This is a genomic window from Sphaerisporangium krabiense, from assembly GCF_014200435.1.
Classification (GTDB): domain Bacteria; phylum Actinomycetota; class Actinomycetes; order Streptosporangiales; family Streptosporangiaceae; genus Sphaerisporangium; species Sphaerisporangium krabiense.
This window is the reverse complement of the sequence record NZ_JACHBR010000003.1, coordinates 333,811-360,613: the sequence shown is the minus strand read 5'-3', so window position 1 is coordinate 360,613 and position 26,803 is coordinate 333,811. Positions and strand designations below refer to the sequence as shown.

The window sequence follows — 26,803 nt, the reverse complement described above, 5'->3', positions numbered from 1 at the left end:
GCGCTCGCGGAGGGTCAGGCCGTCGCCTCGCCCTGAAGGCGCTCCGGCCTCGATCGGCGGATCGGGGTCGCGAGCGCCGACAGGGCGACGGCCGCGCACACCGTCCCCGCGGCCAGGCAGGCGGCCGCCACGCCGTAGCGCGCCGCCGCCGCGGTCAGCAGGGCGGCGCCGAGCGGGCCGAGCGCGCTGTGGATCGTCCAGAACGCCGAGGTGACCCGGCCCAGCAGGTGCCCGGGCGTGACCTCCTGGCGCAGCGACATGGAGCAGATGCCCGCCAGGCCCGTGCAGAAGAGCTGCGCCGTCGCCAGCGCGCCGACGGCGAGCGCGCCGGGGGAGAACCCGAGGAGCGCCACGGTCACCCCGGCGAGCGCCCACGCCCCGATCCAGCACGCGCCGAACCCCAGGCGCCCGCGCGCGGGGGCCACGACGGTGGCCGCGAGCAGCGAGCCGACCGTGGCGGCGGCCAGGACGTACCCGACGGTGCTGTCGGGGGTGCCGAGGTCGTTCTTCAGGTAGTAGACGATCACGTCGGTCACGCCGAACGTGACGAAGACGAGCAGGGACAGCAGGACGGTCAGCGAGCGCAGCACCGGGTGCCCCCACAGGAACCTCGCCCCGGCCAGGAAGTCCGCGACGAGCACCCGGCCGCGCGGCGCCGGCGGCACGGACGCGTCCTGCTCCGGAGCGCCCGAGGTCTCCGGTGTGGCGGGGGCGAGCCCGCCGGGCGCGGGACGAGGGCGGACGAGCAGCAGACCGGCGGCGGAGATCGCGAAGCTCGCCGCGTCGATCGCGATGGCCGCGGCCGGCCCCGCCAGACCGGACAGCACGCCCGCGAGCGTCGGCCCCGCGACGCCCGCCACCGAGTAGGCGGCGTACAGGTGCCCGTTGGCGCGGGTGATCTGACCGGCCTCCACCAGCGCGGGCACGAAGGTCACGTACGTGACCTGGAACTGCATCCCGAACGCCGCGGCGAGCGGCACGACGGCGTACAGCAGCCAGACCTGCGGCGAGACCAGCCACACCACCGGGACCAGCGCGAACAGCAGGCACCGCGCCACGTCGCAGGCGATCAGCAGTCGCCGCCGGTTCATCCGGTCGGCCAGGTAGCCGGCGACCAGGCCGGTGACGATCGAGGAGACCCCCGCCAGCGCGGTGACGGCGCCCATCTGGACCACCGAGCCGGTCGTGTGCAGCACCAGCAGGGGGATCGCCACGTAGGAGAAGGAGTCGCCGAGCGAGGACAGCGTCTGGGCGACCAGGAAGACGCGGAAGTTCCGGTTCCCGCGCAGCGAGCCCGTCGCCGGGGACCGCCCTTCGGGATGCGCGTCCTCGTCCGGCATCGGCTTCCCTTCGCGAGCGACGGTCGGCACCGAGAAGATCCGGACCAGAAGATCAGGCCCCGGGACCGCCTGTCAAGAACGGCCCGGGACGCGGGCGTCGAGCAGGCGCACCGTCTCGGGCAGGACGTCGCCGAGCCGGGCGTCCACGGTGAGCGTCGCGTAGTCGTCGCCGCGCGTCGCGCCCTGGTTGACGATCGCGACCGGGATGCCGAGCTTGGCGGCGCGCAGCACGAACCGGCGGCCGGACATCACCGTGAGCGAGGAGCCGAGGACCAGCAGCAGCCCGGCCCGCTCCACCAGGGCGTAGCACCGGCTCACCCGGCCGGGCGGCACGGTCTCGCCGAAGAAGACCACGTCCGGCTTGAGCACGCCGCCGTCGCAGGCGCGGCAGCCGACGGTGCGGAACCTCTCGGCCTCGGCGTCGGGCAGGTCGACGTCGCCGTCGGGGTTGACCTCGCGCGCCTCCGCGCCGAACCGCGGGTTGGCCAGCGCCAGGCGCTCGTGCAGCTCCTCGCGGGAGGTCAGGTCGCCGCAGCCGAGGCAGACGACCCGGTCGAGGCTGCCGTGCAGCTCGATGACGTCGCCGGCGCCGCCCGCCTGGTGCAGGCCGTCGACGTTCTGGGTGATCAGGCCGCTCAGCAGGCCCCGTCGTTGCAGGGCGGCCACCGCGCGGTGGCCGTCGTTCGGCGCGGCCCCCGCGATGGTCCGCCACCCGATGTGGCTGCGGGCCCAGTAGCGCCGCCGCGCGGCGACGTCCCCGGTGAAGGTCTGGTACGTCATGGGGGTGTGCCGGACCAGCGCCCCGCTCGGCCCGCGGTAGTCGGGGATGCCCGACTCCGTGGAGATCCCCGCCCCGCTCAGCACGACCACGTCACCGGTGGCCAGCATGTCCGCCAGCACGCTCGTCCCATCCACCACCCCTCCATGCTGCCCCATGGCCGGGGATGCGAGGGCCGCGGCCTCAGACGGGCAGCCGCGCCACCCGCCGGGCGGACGCGGGCGGCGTGCCGAGCAGGAAGTCGTCCACGACCAGCGTGGCCGCGCCGAGCGCCACCGCCTCCGGCCCAAGGCCGCCCGCCACCACCGAGACCGCCTCGTACGGCTGGACCAGCGAGTTCTCCGCGACGGCCCCCTTGATGCGGGCCAGCTCGTGCCGGGCCAGGAGCAGCCCCACCCAGCCGCCGATCACGACGCGCTCGGGGTTGAACAGGTTGACCAGGTTGGCCAGCCCCGCCCCCAGATAGCCGACCGCCTCCTGGACGGCCGGGTGGCCCGCGCGGACCAGCTCGCCGAGCGCCTCCTGCTCGCGATCCGGCCCCGCGGACACCTCGGCCCGCGTCAGGATGCCCTGCGCGCCGACGTAGGCCTCCAGGCAGCCGCGCCCGCCGCAGCGGCACGCCCGCCCGCCCGCCACGATCTTGGTGTGGCCCCACTCGCCGGCGCTGCTGTTGGCGCCCCGGTAGGTCAGCCCGCCGGTGATGATGCCCGCGCCCACGCCCGAGCCGAGCAGCACGACGACCGCGTGCCGGCAGCCCCGGCCCGAACCGAACCACAGCTCGGCCTGCCCCATGACCTTGGCGCCGTTGTCGACGTACAGGGGCAGCGAGGTGCCGGCCCGCAGCAGCGCGCCGAACGGCACCGCGTCCCAGCCGAAGGCTTCCGCGTGGACCAGCGCGTCCCGGCCGCTCTGCACGATGCCCGGCACGCCGACGCCCACGCCGAGCACCCGGTCGGGGGAGGCGCCGGAGGCGGCCAGCACGGCGTCGACGCCCGCGAGGACGTGGCCGGCGATCACCTCGGCGTCGCGCTCCCCGGCGCGCAGGGCGGCCTCGGCCTCGCCGCGCAGGGTCATGTCCAGGTCGAACAGCTGGACGCGCACGTGGGTGTCGTCGACGTCCACGCCGATCGCGTACCCGAAGTCGCGGTTGACGCGCAGCAGCGTGCGCGGCCGCCCGCCGTCGGAGTCGACCAGGCCGGCCTCCACGACGATGTTCTCGCCCAGGAGGTCACCGGTGACGTTGCTGACGGAGGCCGCGCTCAGGCCGGTGAGGTGGCTGAGCTCCTGGCGGCTGGCCGGGCCCGCGAAGAACAGGTTGCGCAGCAGCACCGCCCGGTTTCCGCGCCGCAGGTCGCGCACCGTGCGGCGCTCGGGGCCGGCCATCCCTCCCACGTACGTTCCTTTCCGGTGCCGCGAGCCGGATCACGCGCCGGCCACGCCGCGCAAGGGCGCCGCCGCCGGTCATCGTGGGGCGATTCGATCGAACCTGAGGAAAGCGTACGCCCTCCGCGGACCCCTCGTGATCTTTACGGCGCGCGGGCGCCCGGCCCGGCTAGCGGCGGGTCACGGAAGGCGGCCGACGTGGGCGAGCGCCTGCTTCAGCAGCACCCCGTGCCCGCCGGTCATCTCCTGCTGCACCTGCGGGGAGGCGGCCTCCTCGGGGGTGAACCAGATCAGGTCCAGCGCGTCCTGGCGGGGACGGCAGTCGCCCGCCACCGGCACGATGTAGGCCAGCGACACCGCGTGCTGGCGCGGGTCGTGGTAGGCGGTGACGCCGGGGGTGGGGAAGTACTCGGCGATGGTGAACGGCTGCGGCGAGGGGGGGATGTTCGGCAGGGCCACGGGCCCGAGGTCCTTCTCCAGGTGGCGCACCAGCGCGTCGCGCACCCGCTCGTGCAGCAGGACGCGCCCGGAGACCAGCGCGCGGCTGATCGTCCCGTCCGACCCGATGCGCAGCAGCAGGCCGACGCGGGTCACCACCCCGGTCTCGTCCACGCGCACCGGCACCGCGTCGACGTAGAGGATCGGCATCCGGCCCCGCACCGCCTCAAGCTCCTCGGGAGCGAGCCAGCCAGGTGCGGTTTCGGTGGTTTCGGTCACCCACCGATGGTACTTCCCCCGGGCGGGTCGATCGGTGCGGGACCTCCGGGCCGGTTCCGATCACGGCCATCGGAGGCTCCCGCGCACCCCCCGGCGCGTTCCCTCGGAAAAGCGAGCGAGGAATATCCCGCAAAACCGGATAAAAGCCACTTATCCATTCACGGTGTGTGCCGGCCGCCGCGGGGATCCTTCCCGTGCCGTGGCCGTTTTACGGAAAGCCGCAATTCGCCGCGCCGGGCCGGGGCGGGTGCGCGCCGGCGCGAAGGTCTTTCGCGGGTTCGCCGTGCGCGGCGCAGGTTTTCGCGTCCGGCCCCCGGATCACCCGTGGCGTTCCGCCCCCGAGCGATCCGGCGCCGGGGCGGAGGCGGCGGCGTGACAGGCGCCGCGGCCGTCGGCGCGGGCGACCACCCGGCCGCCGGCCACGCGCAGGGCGGTCTCGGTGTCGTCGCCCGCCGCCACGCCCGCCGCCGCCGCCAGGGCCCCGGAGTCGTCGGGCACCACGCGCAGCCGGGGCCAGGCCGCCGCGGGGAAGGACTCGCGCAGGCAGCCGCACAGCCCGGCGACCACCAGCCGGGCCAGCGCCGCCAGCTCGCCCGGATCGCCGGTCACCATGACCGCGGTGACCTGCGCGCCGGGCGGGGCCGCGCGCACGGCCTCCTCGACCGCCTCCAGGCGGTGCAGGCCGAGGACCGCCACCACCCCGTCCGCCGTGAGGTCGGCTTGCCCGCCGCGCACCAGGTCCGCCGGCTCCGGCTCGCGCGGCGGGCTCCACGGCCGGTCGAGCGGCCGCGCCGGGGGCACCGGCGGGACGATCGGCAGCCCGCCGCCGAGCTCCAGGCCCACCAGCCGCTCGCAGACGCTGACCACGTCGAAGGGCTCGACGAACCCGGGCGCGGCCGCGGCCATCTGGGTGGCGCCGTGCAACGTGGTGAGCGCCGCCTCGGCGACCCGCACCTGACGCTCCGGGGGAGCGCCCGGCGGGCGCAGCCGTTCGAGCGCGAGCCCGAGCAGGATGGCGTCCAGCTTCATGAGCTGCGCGAACGGGCGCCGCGTACGCTCGTCGGCGAGGATCTCGGGCATCAGGTCCATGGCGAGCCAGGCCGGGCCGTGCGCGCCGTCGGTGGCGAGGGGGAGCCGGCCCACCCAGGCCCGGGCGAACGCGCCGAGCGCCTCGCGGGCGTCGCGCCCCGGCTCGGGGCCGGGTGCCTCGGGGGCGCGCGCGGCCAGGTCGGCGAGGACGGCGAAGTACAGGGCCCGCTTGCCGGGGAAGTTGGAGTAGACCGCGCCGCGGGTGAGCCCCGCGCGCTCGGCGATGCCGTCGATCTTGGCCTCGCGGAAGCCCAGCTCGGTGAACTCCTCGCGCGCGGCGGACAGCACCCTGGCGCGGTTGCGCTCCTGGGACTGCGCCCTGGTCAGCCTCGCCATCGGCGCCCTCGCTCCCTCCCTCGGCAACGGCATGGAACCGCACGGTACCGAACGGCGCCCGGCCCGGTGCGCGGGCTGCGCGGGCGGGCCTCCAGGTTTGCCGTGCGCCGGGATCCAAGATACCGTGACCATCCGAATGATGAGATCATATGGTCCGGCCATTCGAAACCTCCGGAGGTTCCCATGACCGCCGCCGGCCAGGCCGCGAGCGCCGTCCCCGAGATCGAGCTCACGGCCGAGGTCCTGCGCGACCCCTTCGCCGTCTACGGGCGCGCCCGCGAGCGTGCGCCGCTCGGCCGGCTGCTGATCCCGGGCCTCGGCCCGGTGTGGGCCGTGCTGCGGTACGGGCCCGCCAAGGCGATGCTCGGCGACCCGCGCTTCCAGCCGAGCTCCGCGAGCTTCATGCGCCCCGGCGTGCCCGGCGACTGCCTGCCGTACATGACGACCATGACCGAGCGGCCCGCGCCCGAGCACGCGCGGCTGCGCAGGCTCGTCTCCCCGGCCTTCACCCCGCGCCGCGCCGCCGAGTTCCGCCCCCGTGTCCAGGCCGTCGTCGACGCCCTGCTCGACGCGCTGCCCGCCCACGCCGGCGAGGACGGCGTCGTCGACCTGCTGCGCCACTTCGCCTGGCCGCTGCCCATGGAGGTCATCTGCGAACTGGTCGGCATCCCCGAGGCCGGCCGTCCCGTCTGGCGCGAGTGCGGCGCCTTCATCGCGGCCGGCGCGGGCCGCGGCTTCGCCGAGTCCCTGCCGGGCGTCATCGCCGGGGCCAGGGCCGCCGTGGCGCGCCGCCGCCGCGAGCCGGCCGACGATCTGCTGTCCGACCTGGTCCGCGCCCAGGCCGACGACGGCGACCGCCTGACCGACACCGAGCTGGTCACCATGGTGTGGCACCTGGTGCTCGCGGGCCAGACCCCGGCCAACCTCATCGCCAACGCCGTCGCGGCGCTGCTGTCCCACCCCGGCCAGCGGGCCGCCCTGCGCGACGAACCGGGGCTCATGCCGCGCGCCGTCGAGGAGCTCACGCGCTGGTGCGGGCCCACCCTGCTGTCCATCCCGCGCTACGCCCGCGAGGACGCCGAGCTCGGCGGCGTCACCGTGCGCGAGGGGGAGGGCGTGGTCGCCGTGGTCGCCGCCGCCAACCGCGACCCGCGCGCCTTCGCCGACCCCGACCGGCTCGACGTCACCCGCGCCCCCGGCCCCGCCGCCCACCTGGGCTTCGCCCACGGGCCGCACTTCTGCGTGGGCGCCGCGCTGGCCCGCGTCCAGGCCGAGGTCGCGCTCACGACGCTCCTCGGCCGCCACCCGGGCCTGTCCCTGGCCGCCGGCGACCCGGTCCCCGCGCCCGACCCCGGCGTCTGGCGCCCGTCCGCCCTGCCGGTACGGCTCTGATCCGCCGGCCCCCGCCCAGGCCCGGCGACCGCCCGGGCCCCGACCTGTCGAGGAGGCATTCCCTGTGGCACACACCGGCGACACGCTGACGTGCTCGTTCTGCGGCAAGAGCCGGCGGCGCGTGCGCAGGCTCATCGCGGGGCCGGGCGGAGTGACCATCTGCGAGGAGTGCGTCGAGATCTGCAAGGAGCTCATCGAGGAGGAGTTCGGCCCGCCCGGCCCTGCCGCGCCCCCGCGCGCGCCCAAACCCCGTGAGATCGACGAGTTCCTCGGGCGGCACGTCGTCGGGCAGGAGGCCGCGCGCATGGCCCTGTCGGTCGCCGTCTACAACCACTACAAGCGCGTGCGGCCCGCCGCGCCGCCCCGCCGGAGGCGTTCCGGCGACGAGCCTCCGGTCGAGCTCGGCAAGTCGAACATCCTGATGGTCGGCCCCACCGGCTCGGGCAAGACCCACCTGGCCCAGACCCTGGCCCGCATGCTGGACGTCCCCTTCGCGATCGCCGACGCCACCACGCTCACCGAGGCCGGCTACGTCGGCGAGGACGTCGAGAACATCCTGCTCGCGCTGCTCCGCGCCGCCGACCACGACGTCAGGAGGGCCGAGACCGGCATCGTCTACCTCGACGAGATCGACAAGATCGCCCGCAGGGGCGAGAACCCGTCGGTCACCCGGGACGTCTCCGGCGAGGGCGTCCAGCAGGCCCTGCTGAAGATCATCGAGGGCGCGGTGGTGAGCGTGCCGCCGCAGGGCGGACACCGGCGCCCTGACCGGGAATTCGTCCAGATGGACACCAGCCGCGTCCTGTTCATCGCCGGCGGCGCGTTCACCGGGCTCGAGCAGATCATCGAACGGCGCGCCGGGCGGACGGCCGCCGGCTTTCGCGCAGAACCCGCCGGGGCGCGCGGCGAGGACGACGTCCTGGCGCGGGTCACGCCCGGCGACCTGCTGGAGTTCGGCCTGATCCCCGAGCTGGTCGGGCGGCTCCCCGTGGTGACGGCGCTGCGGCCGCTCGGGCTGACGGCGCTGACCCGGGTGCTCACCGAGCCCCGCGACGCGCTGGTCAAGCAGTACCAACGGCTCTTCGCCCTCGACGGCGTCGAGCTGGAGTTCACCGAGGAGGCCCTCGCCGCGATCGCGGGGCAGGCCCTGCTGCGCCGCACCGGCGCCAGAGCGGCCCGCGCGATCCTCGAGGAGGTGCTGCTCAACGTCATGTTCGAGGTGCCAGGCCGTGACGACGTCGCCCGGGTCGTGATCACCCGGGACACCGTGCTGCACCACGTCAACCCGACCCTGGTGCCCCGCGAGCCGCCCGGCCAGGGCCACGCGCGCCACGGGAAATCCGCCTGACGCGCGGACAGAACGCCATTTCGGCCGCCATTGTCATGAGCCGCGCTCGCGATTTTGGGTTTCCATATCGTACGGCTATATACGCAGATACATGACCGCCGGTCAATGGCCGGTCTCGCGAATATCGCCTCGGTCGTGAATAAGGGCGAGTCCGCTATATCGGCCACCCCATACGGGCCTCGGGCGTGGCGGAACTCCGGGGCGGCCGCACGGGAACGGGTGGCGGCGTTCCGGAGGCGGAGGACGACCGGCGAAGCTCCGGAGGGCAGGGCGTCCGGGCGCGGGACCGACCCGCGCGATCACCGCTGGTACGTGGGCGGACACGGTACGCGCGCACACGTGACGGGCTGCCGGGCGGCTCTGGGCCCCTGCCGGGGTGGAGCATGCCCCCCGGACTTGACAGGCGAATTTTCGACATTTGACCGAAAGCGGTCATCTGATCGTCGGGTGCGTCGAGTGGGGGAGTGGGGAGCCGCCCGAGAGGAGGCGTCTCGGACGTGACCCTGCCGGACCGGGCTGGGCGGCGATGCGGGCGGCCCTCGGACCGGGACGCCGGTAGGGGTCCTGACCGGCGGCGTTGTGCCGTCCGCCGTGGCGTCGCCCGGTCTCGTGCGCCGCGCCAAGGCGTGCGAGGTGACACGGCGGCGGGGGAGTGGCCGCGACGCGGGCGCTCTATCAGAAATTTCCGGGAATGTATATAAATTTCGGATAAAGATTAACTTACGCCGTTCGCCTCGGTTAAATGCGAGCATTTGGAACCTTGACGAAGATCCTCCGTTTGGTAAGAATTCGTGCCAATTGCGCGCTTCCTGTAGGGATGCCCCTATCCCGGGTCGCGCGCCAACTGGAGGAATCTCATGAGGACTTCTCTTGGCAAAGGCAGGAGGCACGCCCGCGTCGCGCTGGCGCTGGCCCTGCCCATTACCCTCTCCCTCTCCCTGAGCCCGATCCCGGTTCTGGCCCAGCCGTCCCCGCCCGTCAGTGAAGTGGCGCCCGACCGGCAGTCGAGCGGCGAGCAGAACGGCGTGGCGCTGATGCGCGTCGTCGTCCCGGACGAGGCGGCCCTCGACCGGCTCAACTCCATGGGCCTGGACCTGGCCGAGTACAAGAAGCCCGTCGAGGACGGCATCGAGGTGCACGCCGTCCTCAGCCCGCAGGAGACTAAGAGCCTGCGCGACCAGGGCGTCGACGTGCGCGGCGCCATCTCCGACCAGGGCGACGCCGCCGCCAACGCGGCCGAGCGGCGTTCGGCGATCGCCGAGTCCAAGGAGGCGGCGTCCGAGACCGACACGCTCACCGTGCTGCGCTCGGAGTGGTTCACGAGCCTCGACGGCCAGCGCTTCCTGTCCATCGAGGTCAAGTCCAGCGCCACCGGCGCCGAGACCGTGCTGACCGCCGCCTGGGACAGCGGCAAGGGGACGCCCCCCGGCTCCGGCGGCACCGCGACGATGTCACGCTTCACCGACGCCGGCCAGTACATGTACCACCGGTTCACCACGCCGCTGCCCGTCGACCAGGCCCCCACCAGGGCCACGATCACCAGCAGCGGCGGCGGCACCGTCACCGTCCCGGTGACCAAGTGGCTGGGCGAGCCCCGTAAATCTCCCGGCAGGCACTACGTCGCCGACTTCGTGGACCACTACATGGACCCCACCGAGGTCACCGGCCGCATCACCGCGCTGGCCAAGGAGTTCCCGAAGATCTCCGAGATCGTGGACCTGCCGTACAAGACCAACGGCTACCGCAGGGCCGCCCAGGCGCAGTTCGGCACCGCCGCCGCGAGCACCTTCTACGTCACCTCCAAGACCTACGGGCACGAGGGCGGCAACGACATCAGCCTCGCGCTGGTCAAGCCCGACGCCCCCTCGGCCGCGCTCGGCGTGACCGTCACCGGCAAGGACATCGTGGTGAGCCTCGCCACCGACGCCTCCGCCGCGATCGCGAGCACCGCCCGCCAGGTCGTGGACGCCCTCAACGGCGCCGCCGCCGCCTCCGCGCTGGTGACCGCCTCGACCTACCGGGGCAACGCCGGGGCCGGCCTGGTGGCCGCCGCGCAGGCCACCAGGCTGACCGACAACCTGAAGGCCCCGCAGGCCATCAAGCGCGAGCCGTTCCAGGTGAAGGCGCTGCGCGTCGGCAAGAGCCGCACCGGCGCCAAGACCGGGGTGTTCCTGTACTGCCAGGAGCACGCCCGTGAGTGGGTCACGCCGCTGACCTGCGTGGAGACCGCGGAGCGCCTCCTGCGCAACTACGCCAGGGACGCGGCGACCAGGAAGCTGGTCGACGACCTCGACATCTTCATCATGCCGACGATCAACCCCGACGGCGCCCACTACAGCATGTACGACTACAACTTCCAGCGCCGCAACATGACCAACCACTGCGCGGCGAACCTCGGCGACCCCGCCGCCCGCAACGCCTGGGGCGTGGACCTGAACCGCAACTTCTCGGTGGGCTCGCTCTTCGACGGCTACAGCGGCGCGTCGGCGAACTGCAGCAGCGACAACTACGCGGGCCCGGCCGAGCTATCGGAGCCGGAGTCGCGCAACGAGGTGTGGCTGACGCACAAGTTCCCCAACATCAAGTTCGCGATGAACACCCACTCCTACGGCGGCTACTTCATGTGGCCTCCGGGCGCCTACAAGGCCCAGGGCCGTGAGACGCTGCCCCGCGTCGACTTCGGCACCGAGGAGTACTTCTGGAAGTCCTCCGGCCACATCCTGTCGGCGGTGCAGTCCTGGCGCGGCACGGCGATCTGGCCCGGCCGCACCGGCCCGGTCCCGGACGTGCTGTACTCGGCGGCGGGCAACAGCGCCGACGAGCACTGGTTCAACCGCGGCATCATCGGCTGGGACTTCGAGGTCGGCGCGGACGTCTACAACCAGGCGACCAAGCAGTTCGACCCGGTCGGCTTCCAGCCGCCGTTCGCCGAAGGGCACGAGGAGGCCATGGAGTTCTCCTCCGGCCAGATCGCGATCCTGGAGGTGGCCCGCGCGTTCGCCCGCGACGAGGAGCGTCCCGGCTCCGACCTGAAGGTGACCGGCAGGACCGACACCTCCGCGACGTTCACCTTCACCGTCGACGAGCCCGCCAACGTGTACTACACGCTGGACGGCAGCCGTCCCACGCTGAACTCGCCCAAGCTCACCGCCGCGGGCGTGCGCGAGGGCGCGCAGCGGATCACGGTCGGCAAGACCACCGAGGTCCACTGGTTCGCGGTGGACATCGCCGGCAACGTCGAGCACGGCTACAAGCCGGACGGCCACGGCAACAACTACCGCAAGGAGAGGGTGGTGGTCCGCACGCCTTGATGACGCGCCCTTCCGCATGACCTTGTGACCATCCTGTGGGGATGCGCGGCGGCCGCCGGTCCACCCGACCGGCGGCCGCCGCCTTTCCCGGCGTCTCGCTATGAATCTACAACGTAAAGGGCTCCGGACGTTTCAGTCGCCTCTCCCGTCAGGAGATGACCGGACTGCGGCGCTCCACGAGGACGACATCGCGCCAGAGGCCGTGGTGGCGACCGATACGCTCGCGGGTTCCGACCACGCGGAAGCCGGCGCGGGCGTGCAGGGCGAGGCTGGCGGTGTTCTCCGGGAAGATCCCCGACTGGATGGTCCAGATCCCGGCCGCCTCGGTCGAGGCGATCAACGCGCGGAGCAGCGCCAGGCCGGCGCCTCGTCCCCGCGCGCCGGGGTGAACGTAGACGGAGTGCTCCACCACCCCCGCGTACGCGCAGCGGTCCGACACCGCCACGGCCGCCGCCCAGCCGAGCACCCGCCCGTCGCCGTCCAGGGCCACGTGCCGATGGGCGGCCAGCTTCGCGGCGTCGAACCGCTCCCAGGTGGGGGCGGCGGTCTCGAACGTCGCCTGGCCTTCGTCGATGCCGAGCCGGTAGATCGCCAGCACCTCGCCGGCGTGCTCAGGCGTCATGGCGGCGACGCGCGGGCTGTCAGCGGGCACCGGTGCTCCGCCCCGGGAGGAGTTCGGCGAGCAGGCCGCGCACCCGCCGCTCGATCTCGTCGCGGATCGGGCGGACCGCCGCCACGCCCCGGCCCGCGGGGTCGTCGAGCCGCCAGTCGAGGTAGCGCTTCCCGGGGAAGAAGGGGCAGGTGTCGCCGCAGCCCATGGTGACGACGACATCGGAGGCGCGCACCGCGTCGGTGGTGAGCACCTTGGGGAATTCGGCGGAGATGTCGATGCCGATCTCTTTCATCGCCTCGACCACGGCGGGGTTCACCGCGTCGGCGGGCGCCGACCCCGCGGAGCGGACCCGGACGCGGCCCGGCGCGAGATGAGTGAGGAAGGCGGCGGCCATCTGCGAGCGGCCGGCGTTGTGGACGCAGACGAACAGCACTTCCGGGATGTCGGACACGAGACGGCTCCTCGCAAGGGCGGTCAGGCGGGCTGGGGGTGGATGCGGCGGCGTAGGGCCAGGGAGAGGTAGACCAGCGCGACGAGGGCGGGAACCTCGATCAGCGGGCCGACCACTCCGGCGAGGGCCTGGCCGGAGGTCAGGCCGAAGGTGGCGATGGCCACCGCGATGGCCAGCTCGAAGTTGTTGCCCGCGGCGGTGAACGCCAGCGTCGCGGTGCGCGCGTACCCGAGCCCGGCGAGCCGTCCCAGCGCGAACGAGCCGCACCACATGATGGCGAAGTAGGCCAGCAGCGGCAGCGCGATCCGGGCCACGTCCCACGGTTTGGCGGTGATGGCCTCTCCTTGCAGGGCGAACAGGATCACGATGGTGAACAGCAGTCCCCACAACGCCGCAGGCCCGATCTTCGGCAGGAAGCGGGTCTCGTACCAGGCCCGGCCCTTGAGCTTCTCGCCCAGGCGGCGGGTGAGGTAGCCGGCGACCAGCGGGACTCCGAGGAAGATGAGGACGGAGCGGGCGATGTCCCAGGTGGAGACGTCCAGCCCGGTCGTGGGCAGGCCGAGCCATCCGGGCAGGACGCCGAGGTAGAACCAGCCCAGGGCGGCTAAGGCGATGACCTGGAAGACGCTGTTGAGCGCGACCAGGACGGCGGCCGCCTCCCGGTCGCCGCAGGCCAGGTCGTTCCAGATGACGACCATGGCGATGCAGCGGGCCAGGCCGACGATGATCAGCCCGGTCCGGTAGGCGGGCAGGTCCGGCAGGAGGATCCACGCCAGAGAGAACATGATCGCCGGGCCGAGGATCCAGTTGAGCACCAGCGAGGAGACCAGCAGGCGCCGGTCGCCGGTCACCGTGTCGAGGCGGTCGTAGCGCACCTTGGCCAGCACCGGATACATCATGACCAGCAGGCCGAGCGCGATCGGCAGCGAGATGCCGTCCACCTGCACGGCCTCCAGCGCGCCGCCCAGGCCGGGAATCGCGCGGCCGGCCGCCAGGCCGAGGGCCATGGCGGCGGCGATCCAGAACGGCAGCAGCCGGTCCAGCATCGACAGCCGTGCCACCACCGCCGCGGTGCCGCCGGTGTTTCCTGAGGCCACCGCGGTCCTGGGCGTGCCGGTCATGCCCCCGCCGCCACGCGCGGTCCAAGGATCGCCGACAGCCGCTCCAGCGCTCCGGGGTTGATCCAGTAGTAGACCCAGGTGCCGCGCCGCTCGCAGTCGATCAGGCCCGCCTTCCTGAGGACCTTCAGATGGTGGCTGATGGTCGGCGCGGTCAGGTCGAAGGCGTCGGTCAGGTCGCACACGCACGCCTCGCCGCCCTCGTGGCAGGCGATGAGGGACAGCAGCCGCAGCCGCACCGGGTCGGCGATGGCCTTGAACAGCGGGGCCAGCTCTTCGGCCTCGTCCTGACCGAGAGGCTCACAGGCCAGCGGCGTGCGGCAGGCCGTGCCGCAGGCGTCGCCCGCGAGAGGCTGGATGACCGGCAGCCCTTGTTTCGACATGCTTCTAAGTTGACAGACATCTAAGCAAGCTGCAAGCTGACGGCGGGTCGCTGATTAGACGTACATCTAAACAGCAGCCTTCGGTGGTGGATGCCACCGCTCGCTCGCCCGTCCGAGGAGGAACCATGTCCCGCGTCCAGCTCGCCCTGCGCGTCTCCGACCTGGAAGGCTCGATCGCCTTCTACTCCAGGCTCTTCGGCGTCGAGCCGGCCAAGCGCCGCGAGGGGTACGCCAACTTCGCCATCGCCGAGCCGCCGCTGAAGCTCGTCCTGATCGAGGGGGAGGCCGGGCAGGAGACCCGCCTGGACCACCTGGGGGTCGAGGTGTCCTCCACCGGCGAGGTCACCGCCGCCACCGAGCGGCTGAAGGAGGCGGGCCTCGCCACCTTCGAGGAGAACGACACCTCCTGCTGCTACGCCCTGCAGGACAAGGTGTGGGTCCACGGCCCCGGCCGTGAGCCGTGGGAGGTCTACGTGGTCAAGGCCGACGCCGGCACTCTCGGCAGGTCGGCCGCCCCCGGCGACCCGGCGGCTCCTTGCGTCTGCGGCGGCCCCGGCGCCGAGGACGCTCGGCCGGCCACCTCCGGCTGCTGCTGACCGTCACCCGCGCCCGGTTCCGCCCTGAGGCGGCCGATGGGGGTCGGCGTGTACGTGCGCGCGCATTCCCTGCGGGTCGAAGAGGATGAGAAGTTCGACGACGCCGCCGTCGGCGGTGCCCAGCCAGTGGGGCAGGGACGTGTCGAACTCGGCCGCCTCGCCGGGCGGCAGCGTCAGGTCGCGCTCGCCGACGATGAGCCGCAGGCGTCCGTCGAGGACGTAGAGCCACTCGAAGCCGTCGTGGGTCTGCAGGGCCGGCGTGAGCGGTTCCGGCTGGGCGGGGATGATCATCTTGAACGCGTGCGTCCCGCCCGGCCGCCGGGACAGCGGCACGAAGGTCATCCCGAACTTCCGGATCGGCGTGAGGTGGATCCGGGGGTCGCCGGTGCGCGGCGCGCCGACGAGGTCGTCCAGCGGGACGTCATAGGTGCGAGCCAGCGGCAGCAGCAGCTCCAGGGTCGCGCGGCGCTGCCCGCTCTCCAGCCGGGACAGGGTGCTCTCCGACACGCCGGTCGTCGCCGCGAGGGCGGCGAGGGTGATGCCGCGGTGCCGGCGCAGCGCACGCAGTCGCGGCCCGACGGCGTCGAGCACCTCGTCCGTCTCAGGGTCCACGGCACCATCTTGCCAGAACCGCAAGATTTCGTGCCAATTCATGGCGTGGCTGGTCAGACTGGGCGGCGTACCGACAGAAGGAGGCTTGATGAGCACCACCGACGCGGTCACGTTCTGGGACGACGTCTACGCGGACCGACCGGCGGCCGTCGACCCGCGGCCGAACGCCCGTCTCACCGAGACGGTCACCGGCCTCGCGCCCGGCCGCGCGCTGGACCTCGGATGCGGTGACGGTGGCGACGCGCTGTGGCTCGCCCGCCAGGGGTGGCACGTCACCGCCGTCGACATCTCGGCCGTGGCGGTCGACCGGCTCGCCGCCCTCGCCCGCGCCCGCGACCTCGCCGACCGGGTCGTCACCGCGCGGCACGACCTGCAGGAGTCCTTCCCCTCAGGCGAATTCGACCTGATCTGCGCCCACTACCTGCACACGCCCCTGGACCTGGACAGGGCGGCCGTGCTGCGCGCGGCCGCGCACGTCCTGCGCCCTGGCGGGCGGCTGCTGGTCGTCGACCACGGCTCGACCGCGCCGTGGTCATGGAACCAGGATCCCGGCATCCGGTACCCGGCCCCCAGGGAGGTCGCCGCCGGTCTCGATCTGGACGCGGCGACGTGGACGGTCGAGCGGGCCGGCTCACCCCGCCGGATCGCGACCGGGCCTGGCGGGCGCACCGCCGAGGTCACCGACCACGTGCTGCTCATCCGCCGCACCGCCTGACACGGCGAACAGCGCCGTCCCCACCCCACGAAGGAAGGAGACCACCATGTCCGACCCCGCGCGCCGCCGCCGCGACACCCCGCCGCCCCGCACCGGGAGCGGCGAGGCCGAGGTCCTGCGCGGCTTCCTCGACTACCTCCGGGCCTCGGTCGCCGCGAAGGTCGACGGCGCCCCCGAACCACAGGTGCGAACGGCCGCCGTGCCGTCGGGCACGAACCTGCTCGGCCTGCTCAACCACCTGACCTGGGTCGAACGCGCGATCTTCCTGGGGGAGGAGGTCACCGACTGGCAGGCGACGTTCCGGGCCGCCCCGGCGGACGGCGTCAAGGATGTCGTCGCCCGCTACCGCGAGACGGTCGAACGCGCGAACGACCTGCTCGACCGGTGCGCCGATCTCGGCGCACCGGTCCCGCGACCGCGGCAGGGCCGCCCCGCGCCCAGCGTCCGCTGGGCGCTCACCCACATGATCGAGGAGACCGGCCGCCACGCGGGCCACGCGGACATCCTCCGCGAACTGATCGACGGGACGACCGGACGCTGACCGCTCACGCCTCGATGGTGGCGAGGTCGTCCAGCCCGTTCCTGGCGTAGGCGTTCTCCACGCCGACCAGGAGGTCGACGACCTCGAAGTACCGATCCCAGAAGGAGGTGTCGCGCAGCGCCTCGATCAGGAGCCGGTACGCCTGGTGGTCGCGTGCCTCCCACACCCAGACGTCGGTCACGCGTGCCGAGTAGAACTCGGTGTCGTAGAACCGCGACCGGACGTCCCTGACCTTGCTCGTGATCGCGGGGACGATCTCGGTCCTGAAGACGTCCACCCGTTGCTCGACCGACAGGCCGAGCCACTCGGGTGTGGTCTTCACCAGCATGAACGCCGTCAAGCCGGCTTCGGGTGACTCCGTGGGCATGGCATCTCCCTATGTTGTCTGGGCTCAGGCTTCGGCGTACGCGCCGGCCTCGATGTCCTCGATCAGGGTCGGCCCGGCGGGGGTCCAGGACAGCAGGTCGCGGGTGCGCGCGCTGGAGGCGGACATGTCCATCCCGAAGAACCGGCCGACGAATCCGAAGTGTCCGACGGCGTTCCCGGGCGCGACCGACACGACCGGCAGCCCGAGCGTGCGCCCGATCCCCTCCGCGATCTCGCGAACCTGAACCTGCTGCGGGTGTTCGACGCGCTGCTCCAGGACGGCAGCGTCACGGCGGCGGCCGAGCGCCTTCACCTGTCCATCCCCGCGACCAGCCGGGCGCTCGGCCGGTTGCGGCGGGCGATGGGCGACCCGATCCTGGTGCGCGCCGGTCGTCAGATGGCGCCCACCCCGTTCGCGCTTCGGACCGCGCCCCGGGTCCGTTCACTGCTCCAGGAGGCGTCGGCGCTGATCAGCGCCGACCGTGAGGTCACGATCGCCGACCTCACGCACACCTTCACGATCCGCATCAACGACGGCGTGGCCGCGACCCTGGCCTCGGCGGCGGTCGAAGCCACGGCCGCGGACGCCCCGGGCGTGACGCTGCGTTTCGTCACCGAGGGCACTGAGAGCGTCGAGGCGCTCCGCGACGGTTCGGTCGATCTGGACATCGGCGCCGGCGACGCCGCCGCTCCCGACATCCGGACGGCCGTGCTGTACCGCGAACGCATGGTCGGCGTCGTCCGCGCCGACAGCCCCCTCGGCCGTCACCGCCGGCCGACGCTGGCGCAGCTGTGCCGGTATCCGCACGTCTCGGCCTCGCGCCGTGGCCGTGCCCGAGGACCACTCGACGACGCGCTCGAAGCCGCGGGTCTGCGACGCCACGTCGCGGCCGTCGTCCCCACCTTCGCCGTCGCCGCGCTCCTGGTGGCGTCCACCCCTTACATCGGGCTCGTCCCGCAACGCCTCGCCGAGCAGTACGGCCAGGCCCTCGGGGTCCGCTGGTTCCCCGTCCCCGCGGACCTGCCGGAAGTGGACGTACGCCTGCTCTGGCACGCACGCCTCGACGCCGACCCGGCACAGCGCTGGCTCCGTGACACGATCCGCGACGCGTTCCGCTCTCCGTCCTGACGTCGGATGTAGCGAATCTACAATGTAAAGACACTGGGTTGGTTGTTCTACCAGCAACCGATGACACCCTTCAGCTCCAAGGACGAGAGCATCGCCGCGGCGCTCGCGGGGCCGACAACAAATCTCCGTCCGGTTTTTCGTCGATCACGTCAGGTGCTTGGCCGGGCGTGCGCTGGCAGCGTTGACGCTGGATGTCCTGGTTCATCCGGGACGCAGGGTCGTCGAGGGGAGACGGGTATGAACGCGGGCGCCTCGGTCACCGGGATGGGGGCGACCACGCCGCTGGGCGGGGACGTGGCCTCCACCTGGGAGGGCATGCTGGCGGGACGGTCGGGCGTGGTGGCGGTGGAGGAGGAGTGGGCGCGCGAGCTGCCGGTGCGGATCGCCGGGCGCATGCGGGTCGACCCGGCCGAGGTGCTCGGCCGGGTGAGCGCGCGGCGGCTGGACCGCTGCCAGCAGGCCGCCGTGGTCGCGGCGCGGGAGGCGTGGGCGGCCGCGGGCGCGCCGGAGGTCGAGCCCGAGCGGCTGGCCGTGGTGATCGGCACGGGGGTCGGCGGGGTGCTGACCACGCTGGCGCAGGACGACCTGATGGAGGCGTCCGGGGCGCGGAAGGTGTCGCCGTACACGGTGCCCATGTTGATGCCGAACGGGCCGGCGGCGGTGGTGAGCATGGAGCTCGGGGCCAGGGCCGGGGCGCACACGCCGGTGAGCGCGTGCGCCTCGGGGGCCGAGGCGATCGCGATGGGGCTGGACCTGATCCGGCTCGGCAGGGCGGACGTGGTGGTGGCCGGGGGAGCGGAGGCGTGCCTGCACCCGCTGACCATGGCGGGGTTCGGGCAGGCCAGGGCGCTGTCCACGCGCAACGAGTCCCCGCGGGAGGCCTCGCGTCCTTTCGACGCCGGGCGGGACGGGTTCGTGCTGGGGGAGGGGGCGGCCGTCATGGTGCTGGAGCGTGAGGAGTTCGCGGCGGCGCGTGGTGCGGGGGCGCACGCGCGGCTCGCGGGGGCGGGCACCAGCTCGGACGCCCATCACATCACCGCGGCGGATGTGGCGGGTCAGGCGCGGGCGATCCGGCTGGCGCTGGCCTCGGCGGGGCTGGCGGCGCTGGACGTGGGGCACGTGAGCGCGCACGCCACTTCGACGCCGATCGGGGATGTCACGGAGGCGCGTTCGATCGCCGAGACGATCGGCACGCACGCGGCGGTGACGGCGGTGAAGTCGATGGTGGGGCACCTGTGCGGGGCGGCGGGGGCGCTCGGCGCGATGGCGGCGGTGCTGGCCCTGCGTGACGGGGTGATCCCGGCGATCCGGAACCTGGAGGAGCCGGACCCGGAGGTCAAGCTGGACCTGGTCGGCGGGGAGCCGCGCCGTGGCCGCTGGGACGCGGCGCTGGCGAACGCGTTCGGCTTCGGCGGCCACAACGCGTCGCTGATCTTCACCAGGGCCTGAGGCGCCGGCGGGTCGCTCCGGGCCCCGCGTTGGGGCGCCTGGGGTGACCCGCGTCCGACGCCGGGTCCGGAAACTTTTGTCGAGATCGTGCTGTCACCGCTGCGACATGCGGTTTCGTAGTCAAGCGTGATGACGACACGCTGACTACGGCCTTCACTGTTAGGAAACTTTCTTTTATATTAGGCTTATCACCCCCCAGTGAAGGAAGCGCGACATGCGAAGAGTAGTCACGTTGCTGTCCTCGGCGGCCATCGCCGCGGCCAGCGTGGTGTTCGTGGCGACGCCGGCCTCCGCGCACGGCTACATCGTCTCGCCCCCCAGCCGGCAGGCGAACTGCGCCCAGGGCAAGGTCTCCAACTGCGGCCAGATCATCTGGGAGCCGGCCAGCGTCGAGGGTCCCAAGGGCCTGAAGAACTGCAGCGGCGGCGACGGGCGCTGGGCGCCCCTGGACGACGACAGCAAGGCGTGGCCGGTGGCCAAGGTCTCCGACACCGTCAACTTCCAGTGGACGATCGAGGCCCGGCACGCCACCAGCACCTGGGAGTACTACGTCGGCGGCACCCGGATCGCGGTCTTCGACGACAAGGGCAGGCTGCCCGGCTCGACCGTCTCGCACACGGTGAGCCTGGGCGGCAGGACCGGCCGCATCAAGCTGCTGGCCATCTGGAACATCGCCGACACGGCGATGGCGTTCTACAACTGCGTCGACCTGCAGGTCGGCCCCGGTGGCGGCGACCCGACCCCCACCCCCACGCCGACCATCACGCCGACCGTGACCCCCACGCCCACCCCGACCCGGACGCCGACCCCGACCCCGACGGTCGTCCCCACCGGTCCGTGGACGGCGGGCACCGCCTACACCGTGGGTTCGCAGGTCACCTACAACGGCGCCACCTACCGGTGCCTGCAGCCGCACACCGCCCTGCCCGGCTGGGAGCCGCCGAACGTCCCGGCGCTCTGGGCCCGCGTCTGATCGGTTTCCACTGACCCCCCGGCCCCTGGCGCTTAGGAGCGGCCCAGGGGCCGGGGCTTTTCGTCATGAGCACCGGGGACGCCGATCCGCGGCGTACCGGGCGGGTGCGGCGCGGGCACTGTCGCGGGCGGCGCCGGCCTGGGCGATCAGGGGCACGGCCGCGGCCGCGAACCGCCGGCCCGCGGAGGTCACGGCGAGCACACCCGCAGGATCGCGCTCGACGAGGGCGACTCCGAGTTGTCGTTCCAGACGCCGGACGCGCTTGGTCAACGCCGACGAGGTCAGGTGCAGCCGCACGGCCGCACGCCCATAGTGCCGCTCCTGTACGAGAACCAGGAAGTCGGCGACCAAACCGAGATCCAGATCCATACCCACCTCTGCGTGGTGGATGAGCCAGGCGACCGATCCGGGAAGGCGAGTCAGGGACTCTGCTCACGTTTCGGGCGCCCTTCTCCTTTGACGCTCCTGGTCCGCGTTCGTGAATTACGCCCGGTGCTCACGCGTCCACGATTCAGGGCGGGAAGAGGGGCGGCATCGGTACCCCCTACGCAAATTCCCGCCGGGCTATCTCGTAGATCATCACATGGGCCCTCGGTTCCCGCACATCGTCGGACAGGTCTTACGGCTGCGCACCACCGCGCAACCGTACATTCCAAAACTCGCCGCAGAATTACGGGGCACGTAATACCAATTCGGTCCGGGTGCTACCCTGCATACCCGCTGATCCGGAGGGCAGGGAATCCACCGGTCTTCCTGGCTCGAAAGCGGGTTTCGTCCGGATCCCCGCCATTCCCCGCGACGGCCGTCGCGGAGAACTCAGGCCGACAGGTGGGTGGGGCCGAACAGCACATCGTGGTTGTTCACCGGATATCGACCGTTTGCCGAACTGTCCGTACCTTACTGTTATGCGAGGCTTATGGCCGTTCGTCGCGCGGGCATCGGAGCTGGGCCGGGTACGCTCGGCGAGCCTCCGGGGTAACGGGCTCGTGGTCGCCGGGCCGGCGGGAGTGGGGAAGACCCGTTTGGTCACCGAAGCGCTCGACGGCATCGCCGGTCGTCCCGTCGTCCAGGTGTTCGGGACCAACGCCGGGGCCGCCATCCCGCTCGGCGCGTACGCCCACATGCTCCCCGCCCGGTTTCCCGTCGGGGGATGGGGCAACCTGTTGCGCTGGGCCGCCGACGCCGTCGCGCCGTCCCCCACGCTGCTGCACGTCGACGACGCCCACCTGCTGGACGCGACCTCGGCCGCCCTGGTACACCACCTGGTCGTGCACGGCCGGGCGACGGCGGTGGTCACCGTCCGCAGCGGCGAGCCCTCACCCGACTCGATCATGGCACTGTGGAAGAACGACCTGATACCCCGGCTGGAACTCGCCCCCCTGTCGGCGGAGGAGACACGTCTGCTGCTGTCGCGGGCCCTGGGCGGGCAGGTCGCCCTATGGACCGCGCGACGCCTGCACGCGGCCGCCCTGGGCAACATTCTGTTCCTGCGCGAGCTCGTGCTGGCCGGGCAGGAGCAGGGATGCCTGCGCAGGTCACCTCAGGGAGTCTGGCAGTGGCAGGGCGAACTGCGCGTCTCCTCCCGGCTCAGGGAGCTGATCGAGGCCCGGCTCGGCGGTGTCGGCGACGCCGAGCGCGAAGTGCTGGAGTTCGTCGCCCTCGGCGAGCCGCTGGACGCCGACATCCTGTCGGGCCTGGTGCCTCGCCCGGCCGTCGACCGGGCCGAGGCCGGGCAGTTCATCACCACCGGCTGGCAGGAGGACCGGCTCGTGGCTCGGCTCGCGCATCCGCTCTACGGCGACGCGGTTCGCAGCGCGATGGGACCCTTCCGGACCCGCTCCCTGGTACGCCGGCTCGCCCAGGCCGTACAGGCGGCCGGGATGCGGCGTCGCGGCGACCTCGTCCGGGTGGCGGTCTGGCAGCTCGACGGCGAGCGGGCGGCCGACCCCGCCCTCCTGATACAGGCATGCCAGGCCGCGTGGGCGGCGTGGGACCTGGATCTGGCGATCCGGCTCGGCCGCGCCGCCCTGGACGCCGGTGGCGGCGCCACCGTGGCGGCGACGCTGGGATCGCTGCTGCTCTTCACCGGCCAGGGCCGGGAGGCCGAGGCGGTGCTGGTCCGTACGCGGGAGCTGATCGCCTCCGACGAAGAGCTGGTCGCGCACCACGTCGTACGCGCCTGGAACCTGATCTTCGGCCTGGGCCGGGAAGCCGAAGCCTTCCAGGTGCTGGCGGTCGCGGAGGGGGCGACCACCGTTCCCGCCCTGCTGCAGCACATCTTGTCGATGAGGGCCGGGTTCCACATGTACGCCGGGCGGCTGCGGGAGGCCGAGCAGGACCTCGACCGGGCACGCGAGCTGGGGGAGCTGGAGACCTGGCTCACCGGCATGATGAACGCGCTCTCGGCGTGGATCCTGGTCCTGCGGGGGCGGCTGGGGGAGGGGCTGGCCCTGGCGGCCGGCACGCTCTCCGGTAGTGAGACCTGGCGGGAGAAGACGCCGTTCGTCGAGCATGTCCTGGAGGACGCGATCTGCCTGGCCCATCTGTTCGCCGGTTCCCTCGACGCCGCCGAGGCCGTCGCCACCGAACGGCTGGCGCTCGATGGCCCGCGGCCGGGCCCCCGGGCGACCTCCAGCGGAGTCCTCGGTATGGTTCATCGGCTCCGCGGCCAGGTCCAGGACGCGCTGCGGTGGTGCGGCGACAGCGCCGAATGCTGGGACTCGATCCCGCTGGTGACCACGGCCCCCTGCCGGGGCGAGTTCGCGATCGTGGCGGCCTTGGCGGGCGATCTGGAGGCTGCCCGGAGGGTGTTCCCCGGCGACGAGGAGTCGGCGCCGCTCCTCTCGTTCACAGGGGTGGGCTTCTTGCTGCCGCTGGCGCGGACATGGATGACGGCGCTCGCGGGAGACACGCAGGGCGCCATCGCGCGTGCGCTGGCCGCCGCCGACGACGCCGAACGGCACGGTCTGCACAGCTGGCAGGTTTTCGCGTTGCACGATGTGGTGCGGCTGGGCGCGGCCACGCGGGTCGCCGGCCGGCTCGCCGGTCTCGCCGATCTGGTCGAGGGTGAACTGGTCGTGCTCTGCGCCAGGCACGCCGCGGCCCGTACCGGCAAGGCGCTGGAGGAGGTTTCCGCGGACTTCGAGAGGCTCGGAATGATCCTCTATGCCGCCGAGGCCGCCGCCCAGGCGAGCCTCGCCCACGCCGCCGAGGGACGCGAGCGTCACGCGCGGGCCTTGGCGGGACGCGCCTATGACCTCGCGAGCCGCTGCCAAGGCGCGCACACGCCCGCCCTGGCGCACCTGTCCGCTCCCCGGCTGACCGCGAGCGAATGGGAGATCGCCCGGTTGGCCGCCGCGGGGCTGACCAACCGCCAGATCGCCGGCCGGCGGGTCATCTCCATACGGACGGTCTCCAGCCATCTGAACCGCGTCTACCACAAGCTCGGAGTCAGCGACCGGACCGGCCTGGCCCGCAGGCTGAACACCCTCAGCCCGCACCAGGCCGGCCCTTGGACCGGGACAGGTTCAGGTGACGGGGGCCGATTTGATCAGACTGCTACGTAGTGCGTCCAGATGCAGAGGTTCGATCCCCACTCGACCGTCACCCAGGTGCGGTGGGCGTCGCTTGTGCGGCTGGGTGGTGCATGCGCTCAGGGGCTGAGGCCTTACCGGCTGAGGCACTCGGTACCGAGAAGACCACCGATCGCGGCCGCGGCGGCTGCGATCAACGCCGCACGCGCGATGCCGGCCGACACGCCTTCTCGCATCGACCTTCCCATGGCGGTGAATGTGAATCGCATGAAACTCTTCTTCGGTCGGTCCGGGCGGCATGGCCAACGGCCACGTGCCTTGATGGGCGGTTCCGTAAGCCACCCCTGCATACGGAGCCGATCGCTGCACTCCTGGAGGGGCCGGTATTCGTCCGGTATCCAGATATGGCCGACGCCGATATCGACGGGGTGGCTTCGCGGCCCCCCACGAGATCCGGAGTGCTGGTAACCCGTTTCTACGCGTATCGGCGGACCATGCCCTCCCCTCGTTCCAATGAGGAATCGGGTCTTGACAGGTCGGTTCGCTGACCAGGCTCAGGTCATCAGGACGCCTTCGCTGTGGGGGCGGGTTCGGAGCGGGCGGCGGGCGTGCGGGGACGGCCGGGTAGCAGCGGGGTCGCGGCGAGCGCGCCGACGGCGGTAGCCGTCGCGGAGGACTACGCCGATCAACGCCGGCAGTGGCCCATCCAGACGAGCGTCCCGAGAACCCTTCGGCGCTGCTGCGGCTTGAGAGGTCGGCGAGCAGGACCGGCTGACCGGCCTTTTCAATAATGATCTACATTGTAAAGGACGTCGGTTGCAAGAAAAACACCCAAACAGCCCAAAAAACCTCGCCGCTGCGAAGCAGCCCGTGCGCGATTCATCGTTTGTGCCGCATTATCGACGGTGACGCGATCTCGTTTTCGGACGCCTGCGAATGAGGTCGCGGATCGGGGCCTGGATCACGGTCGGTGGCATTCGGGTGAGGGAGTGGACATGGTGGCTGTTCGGGAGAGCACCGCGGTCGTGATCGTCGGTGCGGGGCCGGCGGGGCTGACGCTGGGGAACCTGCTGCTGCGGGCGGGTGTGGAGTGCGTGGTGCTGGAACGGCGGAGCCGGGCGCACGTGGAGGAGCGGCAGCGGGCGGGCGTGCTGGACCACGCCGGTGCGCGGATCTTCGAGGAGTGGGGGCTGGCGGACGGTGTGCTGGCGGGTGTGCCGGGGGACGGGGGGCTGGAGATCCGGGTCGACGGGGAGCCGCGTTACCTGGACTTCGCCGAGTTGTCGGGGGGCAGGACGGGCCGGTTGATTCCGCAGCAGATGCTGGTGCGGCGGCTGATGGGGGCGTTCGAGGAGGGGGGTGGGGATCTGCGGTTCGACGCGGGTGAGGTGGCGTTGCACGGGCTGGACGGGGACGGGCCGTGGGTGTCGTACCGGGACGGGGGCGGGGTGGTGCGGGAGATCGGGTGCGCGTATGTGGCGGGGTGTGACGGTCATCATGGGGTGAGCCGGGCGAGTGTGCCGGCGGGGGCGTTGACGACGTATTCGCATGATCATGGGATCGGCTGGTTGACGGTGCTGGCGGATGTGCCGCCGCCGCGTCGTCCGTTGATGGCGGTGGCGTCGGAGGGGTTCGCGGCGCATTTCCCGCGGGGGCCGATGGCGAGCCGGTTCTATCTGCAGTGCGCGCCGGAGGAGGGGGTGGGGGATTGGGGCGAGGAGCGGATCTGGGCGCAGTTGCGGTCGCGTCTGGGGGATGCGGGTTTGCCGGCCGGGCGGATCACGGAGATGTCCGTGGTGGAGATGCGGAGTTTCGTGGTGGATCCGATGCGGTTCGGCAGGCTTTTTCTGGTGGGGGATGCGGCGCATATCGTCACGCCGATGGGTGGTAAGGGGATGAATCTGGCGATCGGTGATGCGGATGTGCTGGCGCGTGCGTTGCGGGCGGCGGTGCGTGAGGGGGATGGGGAGGGGGTGGCGGCGTATTCGGCGGTGTGTCTGCGGCGGGTGTGGAATTACCAGGAGTTCTCGCGGTGGTTGACGGAGATGACGCACGACGCGGGGGATGTGCGGGTGGCGGGTGAGTTCCGCCGCCAGTTGGCGAGGGCGCGCCTGGAGCGGTTGTTCAGTTCGGGGGCGGCGGCACGGGCGTTCGCCGATCTGGTGGCGGGCGGGTGAGGGCCGGTGCCGGTCGTGGTGGTGCGGGGCACCTGTTGGCGGTGCTGAACGTGTCCCCAGCCGCCAGGCGAGGGTGATCTCGGCGATGTGTGCGGAGCGTTCGCGGCTGGTGTCCGCGTCGGGATGTCGCATCGCGGCGAAGGCGCCCGCGACGATTGCCGTTATCTCGTCGACTGTCACGTCGTGACATACGACACACCCGTGGTGGTCCTGTTGACAGGCAGACGTGATCAGCTTGCCGAGCCGGTAGAGCGCGTCAGGCCCCTTGCGCCGCTCGGTGGGAATGAACAGATCGGGATGGGTCTGCTCGACGGAATCACCGGCGGCGCGGCGGCGCGGCACGGTGTGCGACATGTCGTTGGTGATGACCGGTGCGCGGCCACCGTGCTTGCCCTTGCGGGCGGCTCGTCCAGGCCCTCCAAGGTGGCCTCATGGATGTTCTCGCGCCCGGTC

The 26,803-nt window shown here is 72.4% G+C and carries 23 protein-coding genes; 11 read left to right on the top strand and 12 right to left on the bottom strand.

Translation table 11 applies throughout. From position 1 onward, the window contains the following. Nucleotides 1–14: 14 nt before the first annotated feature. The 5 genes from BJ981_RS36625 to BJ981_RS36605 all read right to left on the bottom strand — a co-directional run bounded on the left by BJ981_RS36625 (nucleotide 15) and on the right by BJ981_RS36605 (nucleotide 5,643). Nucleotides 15–1,340: an MFS transporter gene (locus BJ981_RS36625; RefSeq protein WP_184618083.1), complete on the bottom strand. Its 1,326-nt coding sequence runs from the start codon at nucleotides 1,338–1,340 to the stop codon at nucleotides 15–17. Between the two features lie 72 nt (nucleotides 1,341–1,412). After that, nucleotides 1,413–2,276 (bottom strand): NAD-dependent protein deacetylase, encoded by an 864-nt coding sequence (locus BJ981_RS36620; RefSeq protein ID WP_184618082.1) that lies wholly within the window; start codon nucleotides 2,274–2,276, stop codon nucleotides 1,413–1,415. Between the two features lie 25 nt (nucleotides 2,277–2,301). Further along, a complete protein-coding gene (locus BJ981_RS36615) occupies nucleotides 2,302–3,501 on the bottom strand; it encodes an ROK family protein (protein ID WP_184618162.1) in 1,200 nt (399 codons plus the stop codon). Between the two features lie 180 nt (nucleotides 3,502–3,681). Further along, on the bottom strand, nucleotides 3,682–4,218 hold the full coding sequence (locus BJ981_RS36610; protein WP_184618081.1) for an NUDIX hydrolase family protein: 537 nt from the start codon (nucleotides 4,216–4,218) through the stop codon (nucleotides 3,682–3,684). A 318-nt stretch (nucleotides 4,219–4,536) separates the two neighbouring features. After that, nucleotides 4,537–5,643: a TetR/AcrR family transcriptional regulator gene (locus BJ981_RS36605; protein WP_184618080.1), complete on the bottom strand. Its 1,107-nt coding sequence runs from the start codon at nucleotides 5,641–5,643 to the stop codon at nucleotides 4,537–4,539. Nucleotides 5,644–5,826: 183 nt separating this feature from the next. On the opposite strand from BJ981_RS36605, the gene BJ981_RS36600 reads away from it, so the two are divergent. From BJ981_RS36600 to BJ981_RS36590, 3 genes are all read left to right on the top strand, one after another. Further along, complete coding sequence (locus tag BJ981_RS36600) at nucleotides 5,827–7,035, top strand: cytochrome P450 family protein (protein ID WP_184618079.1); 1,209 nt, start codon at nucleotides 5,827–5,829, stop codon at nucleotides 7,033–7,035. A 64-nt stretch (nucleotides 7,036–7,099) separates the two neighbouring features. Then, entirely contained in the window at nucleotides 7,100–8,383 is a 1,284-nt protein-coding gene (clpX, locus tag BJ981_RS36595) for an ATP-dependent Clp protease ATP-binding subunit ClpX (protein WP_184618078.1), read from the top strand. An 857-nt stretch (nucleotides 8,384–9,240) separates the two neighbouring features. Continuing rightward, nucleotides 9,241–11,694, top strand: coding sequence for a M14 family zinc carboxypeptidase (locus BJ981_RS36590; protein ID WP_184618077.1), 2,454 nt, complete (start codon nucleotides 9,241–9,243; stop codon nucleotides 11,692–11,694). 148 nt (nucleotides 11,695–11,842) lie between these two features. Here BJ981_RS36590 and BJ981_RS36585 read toward each other — a convergent pair whose 3' ends face one another. From BJ981_RS36585 to BJ981_RS36570, 4 genes are read right to left on the bottom strand one after another with little or no spacing between them, the layout of a single operon-like run. Next, entirely contained in the window at nucleotides 11,843–12,346 is a 504-nt protein-coding gene (locus BJ981_RS36585) for a GNAT family N-acetyltransferase (protein ID WP_239139083.1), read from the bottom strand. Further along, nucleotides 12,336–12,758 (bottom strand): arsenate reductase ArsC, encoded by a 423-nt coding sequence (locus BJ981_RS36580; protein ID WP_275422288.1) that lies wholly within the window; start codon nucleotides 12,756–12,758, stop codon nucleotides 12,336–12,338. The genes BJ981_RS36585 and BJ981_RS36580 overlap by 11 nt, the downstream gene beginning before the upstream one ends. A 23-nt stretch (nucleotides 12,759–12,781) precedes the next feature. Further along, nucleotides 12,782–13,879: an ACR3 family arsenite efflux transporter gene (arsB, locus tag BJ981_RS36575; RefSeq protein ID WP_221315600.1), complete on the bottom strand. Its 1,098-nt coding sequence runs from the start codon at nucleotides 13,877–13,879 to the stop codon at nucleotides 12,782–12,784. Further along, a complete protein-coding gene (locus BJ981_RS36570) occupies nucleotides 13,876–14,259 on the bottom strand; it encodes an ArsR/SmtB family transcription factor (protein WP_184618076.1) in 384 nt (127 codons plus the stop codon). Before BJ981_RS36570 ends, arsB begins: the two co-directional genes overlap by 4 nt. A 125-nt stretch (nucleotides 14,260–14,384) precedes the next feature. Between BJ981_RS36570 and BJ981_RS36565 the strand changes: the two genes are divergently transcribed. Further along, complete coding sequence (locus BJ981_RS36565) at nucleotides 14,385–14,855, top strand: ArsI/CadI family heavy metal resistance metalloenzyme (RefSeq protein WP_184618075.1); 471 nt, start codon at nucleotides 14,385–14,387, stop codon at nucleotides 14,853–14,855. Nucleotides 14,856–14,858: 3 nt separating this feature from the next. On the opposite strand, the gene BJ981_RS36560 is transcribed toward BJ981_RS36565, so the two are convergent. Beyond that, nucleotides 14,859–15,467 (bottom strand): helix-turn-helix domain-containing protein, encoded by a 609-nt coding sequence (locus BJ981_RS36560; RefSeq protein ID WP_184618074.1) that lies wholly within the window; start codon nucleotides 15,465–15,467, stop codon nucleotides 14,859–14,861. 88 nt (nucleotides 15,468–15,555) lie between these two features. Here BJ981_RS36560 and BJ981_RS36555 point away from each other — a divergent pair, with 88 nt between their 5' ends. Both BJ981_RS36555 and BJ981_RS36550 read left to right on the top strand, forming a co-directional pair. Continuing rightward, the gene (locus BJ981_RS36555; protein WP_184618073.1) at nucleotides 15,556–16,182 is read left to right on the top strand and encodes a class I SAM-dependent methyltransferase; all 627 of its coding nucleotides are present in this window, start codon (nucleotides 15,556–15,558) and stop codon (nucleotides 16,180–16,182) included. Nucleotides 16,183–16,228: 46 nt separating this feature from the next. Then, nucleotides 16,229–16,723 (top strand): DinB family protein, encoded by a 495-nt coding sequence (locus BJ981_RS36550; protein WP_184618072.1) that lies wholly within the window; start codon nucleotides 16,229–16,231, stop codon nucleotides 16,721–16,723. A gap of 4 nt (nucleotides 16,724–16,727) precedes the next feature. Here the strand turns inward: BJ981_RS36550 and BJ981_RS36545 are convergent, their stop codons facing one another. Then, nucleotides 16,728–17,090: a darcynin family protein gene (locus tag BJ981_RS36545; protein WP_184618071.1), complete on the bottom strand. Its 363-nt coding sequence runs from the start codon at nucleotides 17,088–17,090 to the stop codon at nucleotides 16,728–16,730. A gap of 159 nt (nucleotides 17,091–17,249) precedes the next feature. On the opposite strand from BJ981_RS36545, the gene BJ981_RS36535 reads away from it, so the two are divergent. From BJ981_RS36535 to BJ981_RS36525, 3 genes are all read left to right on the top strand, one after another. Next, nucleotides 17,250–18,218 (top strand): LysR family transcriptional regulator, encoded by a 969-nt coding sequence (locus BJ981_RS36535; protein WP_184618070.1) that lies wholly within the window; start codon nucleotides 17,250–17,252, stop codon nucleotides 18,216–18,218. Nucleotides 18,219–18,455: 237 nt separating this feature from the next. Next, nucleotides 18,456–19,667: a beta-ketoacyl-[acyl-carrier-protein] synthase family protein gene (locus BJ981_RS36530; protein ID WP_184618069.1), complete on the top strand. Its 1,212-nt coding sequence runs from the start codon at nucleotides 18,456–18,458 to the stop codon at nucleotides 19,665–19,667. Between the two features lie 214 nt (nucleotides 19,668–19,881). Further along, nucleotides 19,882–20,640, top strand: coding sequence for a lytic polysaccharide monooxygenase (locus BJ981_RS36525; RefSeq protein WP_184618068.1), 759 nt, complete (start codon nucleotides 19,882–19,884; stop codon nucleotides 20,638–20,640). Between the two features lie 63 nt (nucleotides 20,641–20,703). Here BJ981_RS36525 and BJ981_RS36520 read toward each other — a convergent pair whose 3' ends face one another. Continuing rightward, nucleotides 20,704–21,009: a LysR family transcriptional regulator gene (locus BJ981_RS36520; protein WP_184618067.1), complete on the bottom strand. Its 306-nt coding sequence runs from the start codon at nucleotides 21,007–21,009 to the stop codon at nucleotides 20,704–20,706. Between the two features lie 653 nt (nucleotides 21,010–21,662). Here BJ981_RS36520 and BJ981_RS36515 point away from each other — a divergent pair. Together BJ981_RS36515 and BJ981_RS36510 are read left to right on the top strand one after the other, a co-directional pair. Beyond that, nucleotides 21,663–24,206 (top strand): helix-turn-helix transcriptional regulator, encoded by a 2,544-nt coding sequence (locus BJ981_RS36515; RefSeq protein ID WP_221315598.1) that lies wholly within the window; start codon nucleotides 21,663–21,665, stop codon nucleotides 24,204–24,206. A 962-nt stretch (nucleotides 24,207–25,168) separates the two neighbouring features. Further along, a complete protein-coding gene (locus tag BJ981_RS36510; RefSeq protein WP_184618065.1) occupies nucleotides 25,169–26,350 on the top strand; it encodes a 4-hydroxybenzoate 3-monooxygenase in 1,182 nt (393 codons plus the stop codon). Nucleotides 26,351–26,803 lie beyond the last annotated feature (453 nt).